The sequence below is a fragment of the Sphingomonas sp. CFBP 13714 genome, from assembly GCF_014842205.1.
GTDB lineage: Bacteria > Pseudomonadota > Alphaproteobacteria > Sphingomonadales > Sphingomonadaceae > Sphingomonas > Sphingomonas aerolata.
Genome location: NZ_JACYVG010000024.1, coordinates 1 through 4,339, shown reverse-complemented (window position 1 = coordinate 4,339; position 4,339 = coordinate 1). Strand labels below are relative to the sequence as shown.

Genomic DNA, 4,339 nt, shown 5'->3' with positions numbered 1-4,339 from the left:
AGTTAAGAGAACGAGGGTGTACCATAGCTTCATCCCCCTTTGTCGCACACCTTCGGGTTGTCCGCTATTGGGCGGAGGGACACAGTGTGGCTCGGATGCAATCGTTGTACGACCAACATGGCTGCCTATCGGGCGGGTAGATCAATCTTCACCGGGCCTGTCACTCCCGGCACGGGCATGAACAGGACAGCCAAACCTAGAACAATTCCGGCGACGCCCCACACATGGCGCTTTTGTCGCAGAAACATAACGCCGGTTACAATGCAGTAGGCTGCTACTGCCACGCCTATGGCCGTCCAGACCCAAATCACTCCAGTGTCTCCGCCGGCTTATGCTTGACGATCTTGCTTAGCCGCTCCTCAAAGCACGTCTTGCTTTTCGAACTCGTATCGGGATCAGCAGCCATTTGGGCACTAGCCATGGCTCGGGAACGGCCGCAAGTGGGCGTTAGCGGAATGACCGGGATTGGCAGCAAGCGGAAGGGCAGCTTCGCAGCGATCGGGCTGGATAGCAGAACCTAATCCTGCGACCCTGCTTCAATGAGCCACACACCGCCCGCAAAACTGGATCGACTGCGGCAGATCGGCTGGTTGCTTTGGAACCCCATCGGACTTGACGACGCTTGGAAGGCGGACGCACCAGACGAGTATGATCGTTACCTGCTGCATGTGGTGGGTATGAGCGAGGAGGGTGGGTCCGAAGGCGACGCTGCTCAATATCTAATTAGAATAGCGGCAGAGCACATGGGGCTCACGCATGTCGACCCCCAAGCCGCAGCGGCCACGGCATCTGCCATATTCAACTACGTCAAAAGTACGCGCGATCGTCAGTAGTTGGTGGACTGCAGACCGTCCGCTTTCGACGCGGCACCCGCACCTCCAGGGATAGCCCGAGCGCGATCAGCCTTGGGCGAGGTGGCTTTCACAACCAACGATGGTCCGCACATGATGACTTGTAGACAGCCCCTGAACTAGGCCAGCTTGCCGCACCACGTATCAAGCGCGAAGGCCTAATAATGTTCAGGCGTATGATTGCCCTATCTCTGCTGGCACTAGCTGTACCGTCGAGTGCGGCAAATCGCATTATGAATGAGCCATCGAACTCTGAGATGACGGCCATCTTCAACGCAGACCAGAAAGCGCGACAAGTATCCGATATCGAATGGGCAACGGTTGGTCCACAGGACAAGCTGGCGCCCTTAGCGAGAACGTTCAAAGCCAAGCTGCGCCCCGTACAATGCAGCCCGATTACTGGAGCCGACACGCTCGTCAATCGCACCGATCTCCGCTGGATTGTGGTGGGAGAAATACACGGGACCAAAGAGACGCCAGTAATTTTTGGTGATCTAGCATGCCTAGCTTCGACATCCCGACCGGTGATCATCGCAGTCGAACAAGTGACCACCGAGCAGCCCGCGATAGATGATTTCATTGGCTCCGATGGCGGTGCAGCGGCGATATCGCATTTCTTGAGGAGCAGAATATGGACCCAGCCGATGAAGGATGGCCGGTCAAGTGAAGCGTACTTCCATCTTTTCCAGAGGCTGCGCGAATTGCGAGCGGCAGGGCGGATTATAAGCGTCGTTGCTTTCCAACCGTTGTACAATCCCGGTCCCGGCGGATATAACGCAGGTGATTACGAGTATGCACTCGCCTCATCCCTGGTTAACAGGGTAAAACAAGACGCGCGGGTGCTTGTCTTGGTCGGGAACGTTCACGCGATGCGAACGGCTCCTACGTGGGCCAAGCCAGCTTACCTGCCAATGGCCGGCTACCTTCCAGCTCAAACCACCATCAATCTCGATGCGAGGTGGGTTGGTGGATCCTATTGGGCTTGTACTTCGGACACTAGTTGCGGTGCGCAAACTGCGCCCTCATCAGGGACACGGCCGGCTCGAAGTATTACCATGGACGTGATCGGTGGACCTTATGCAGGGGCTCTTAACCTCGGCGTCGAAGTGACTGCTTCACCTCCGCAGACCCAGTCTCCACGGGAACAGGACCCTCCGCAGTAACGAGCTTACGGCGACACCCTTTAGCTGCCATTACGCAGCCTCTGCAGCAGATACGGGCTAGTTCAGCCGACATGCTTTGAGCGGCGTACCATCCGTCAATGTCTGCAACTGGGCAACTGCGGAACGACTGCTTTTCGAATGCCGCAGTTCAAACTGAATGCACCTAGCAATCCAGCGTAAATGCCCCCTCTGGAAAGCCATGCTACCCCGTGCACGTCCTCTCCTTGGCCATGATGGCCACGGAGAGAAAGCTATGGGTACGTCAGAGTTCGATCCAATCGCAGGCAAACGCCCCCCCTGGAACGGCGGGCGCAAGGTGGGTGCCAAGCGTGCACTCAAGCCGCGACAGGTCTGGGCCATTCGCTTCTTCCTCGATCAGCACCAGCGACTGCGGGATCGAGCGTTGTTTGACCTGGCGATCGACAGCAAGCTGCGTGGTTGCGATGTGGTGAGGATGAGGATCGGCGATATCGTCCTTGGTGGCCATGTCCGAACCCGTGCGATCGTCGTTCAGGCGAAAACAGGTAGGCCGGTGCAGTTCGAGTTGATGGCGGACGCCCGAGCAAGCTTGCTGGCATGGCTGGAGAGGCGAGGTGGTTCGCTTGCCGACTATGTCTTTCCTAGCCGAACCGATCATTCCCGCCCGCTCAGTACCCGCCAGTACGCCCGGCTGGTAGCCGAATGGGTGAACGGGATAGGGCTGCGCCGCGAAGAGTATGGGACGCACTCGCTTCGGCGGACCAAGGCTTCCATCATCTACAAGGCGTCGGGCAATCTTCGAGCGGTGCAGATCCTACTCGGCCACGCCAAGATTGAGAATACCGTCCGCTACCTTGGCGTCGATGTCGAAGACGCTTTGACCTTGTCAGAGGGCATCGAGGTGTAACCTACACCGGCTTCTCGCCACTGTGAGAAGCCGGACCGGACGGACGAGCGGCAGAAGCAGCCCTTCCCCTGCCGCCCAAAGGCTGGCCCCCAATGGAAGCCAGCTTTTACCTACTCGGCCGTTTCAACTTTTGGCCTTTTGGATTTTGCTGGAGCCTTCGATGCCGTGCCATCGCCGCTGCGGCTGCTACCCAAGCCAATCCTATGGGCCATCGCACGGCGCGCTTCCGAATAGGTCGTTGCAACCATCGGATAATCAGCCTTCAGATTGTACCGCTCGCGGTATTCTTCTGGCGTCAGTCCGTGCGTCGTGAGGTGTCGGCGAAGTGTCTTGTATGGCTTGCCATCGATCATGCTGACGATGAAGTCCGGGTTGGCCAGCGACTTACGGGCCGACACTGCGGGGGTATATTGCTCGGTATCAGCGACAGGGGCGTTCGCCTCGTTGGCACCGCCGATTAGAGATTGAACGCTGGAGTGCATCTGGGCGAGAAACGCTGGAACGTCATCTGCTGATGTTCGCGTGTTTGGGTTCGACAACCATGCAATCGTCAGCTCGGTTGCAAGCTCGACGGCGTCTAGCTGAATAGTTTCGTCAGACATCATTCACTCCACATATGTCGCTGCCATTTGGGGTCTCCTTTTTACAAAAACAACCGCGGCTGCATGCGACTGAAGCAATCAACCAAATCTCCGCATAAATAAGTAGCGATGCAAACGATGCCAATATGTAAGTGATTGTGCCATTTTGGCCGTGAGGGAAGCAGGGTAAGAACGACACATTATTGAATACATTTGCGCCCAATATGCGCACCTTCGTGCGAGCATGAGCCAAATGATCTTCAAGGTTGGCGGGGCGCAGTCCGGCAATTTTTGGCTCTGCTGCTACTGCCGATGACACCTATGGTCAGGCCATGGACGGCAGCGAAATGGCCGGAATTGGTGGTGAGCGGACGTAACCATGGTCCATTTATGGCGCGTCGCGGCTGAAGTCGTCATTCAACCATCTGGGTACCAAGGCTAGTCGTTTTCCATTACGTGTGAGCCACCGGTTGAGGCATCCAACGCTCGCATCCTTTGTGTTCTGCGACAGGTAAAGGCGGGCGTCGCCAGCCCAAGAGGTGGGGTACATTTCCACCTTAAATTGCTCAATGCCGCAGCTTTTGGCGGCTTCGAGTGCCACCACGATGCTTTTAAAGGATCCCGCCGCAACTGGTATTTGGGGAGCGGTGGAAATGGATTGCAATGCTGCTGCTGCAGCTACGTGTAGAAACGACACAAGCCTTCTCCGCGCTGACCTCGCCCGACAATCTCACGAGCGTGCGACGTCCGCAATTGGGCGTGAGCGGAACGGCCGGAATTGGTGGCTAACGGACATTCCGATCAGGCTGCCGCGGTTCATATGACCAACCGCTATAAGCAGCGTCAAACTGGACAGCA

Annotated in this window: 4 protein-coding genes; 3 read left to right on the top strand and 1 reads right to left on the bottom strand. The window is 57.0% G+C overall.

The window, feature by feature from the left end:
• The first annotated feature begins 539 nt into the window (after positions 1 to 539).
• From IFT54_RS20075 to IFT54_RS20065, 3 genes are all read left to right on the top strand, one after another.
• Positions 540 to 833 (top strand): hypothetical protein, encoded by a 294-nt coding sequence (locus IFT54_RS20075; RefSeq protein ID WP_192071973.1) that lies wholly within the window; start codon positions 540 to 542, stop codon positions 831 to 833.
• Positions 834 to 1,015: 182 nt separating this feature from the next.
• Complete coding sequence (locus tag IFT54_RS20070; protein WP_192071972.1) at positions 1,016 to 2,014, top strand: hypothetical protein; 999 nt, start codon at positions 1,016 to 1,018, stop codon at positions 2,012 to 2,014.
• A gap of 253 nt (positions 2,015 to 2,267) precedes the next feature.
• Positions 2,268 to 2,900, top strand: coding sequence for a tyrosine-type recombinase/integrase (locus IFT54_RS20065; RefSeq protein WP_192071971.1), 633 nt, complete (start codon positions 2,268 to 2,270; stop codon positions 2,898 to 2,900).
• Positions 2,901 to 3,010: 110 nt separating this feature from the next.
• Here IFT54_RS20065 and IFT54_RS20060 read toward each other — a convergent pair whose 3' ends face one another.
• The gene (locus tag IFT54_RS20060) at positions 3,011 to 3,505 is read right to left on the bottom strand and encodes a MucR family transcriptional regulator (RefSeq protein WP_446740692.1); all 495 of its coding nucleotides are present in this window, start codon (positions 3,503 to 3,505) and stop codon (positions 3,011 to 3,013) included.
• Between the last annotated feature and the right edge of the window lie 834 nt (positions 3,506 to 4,339).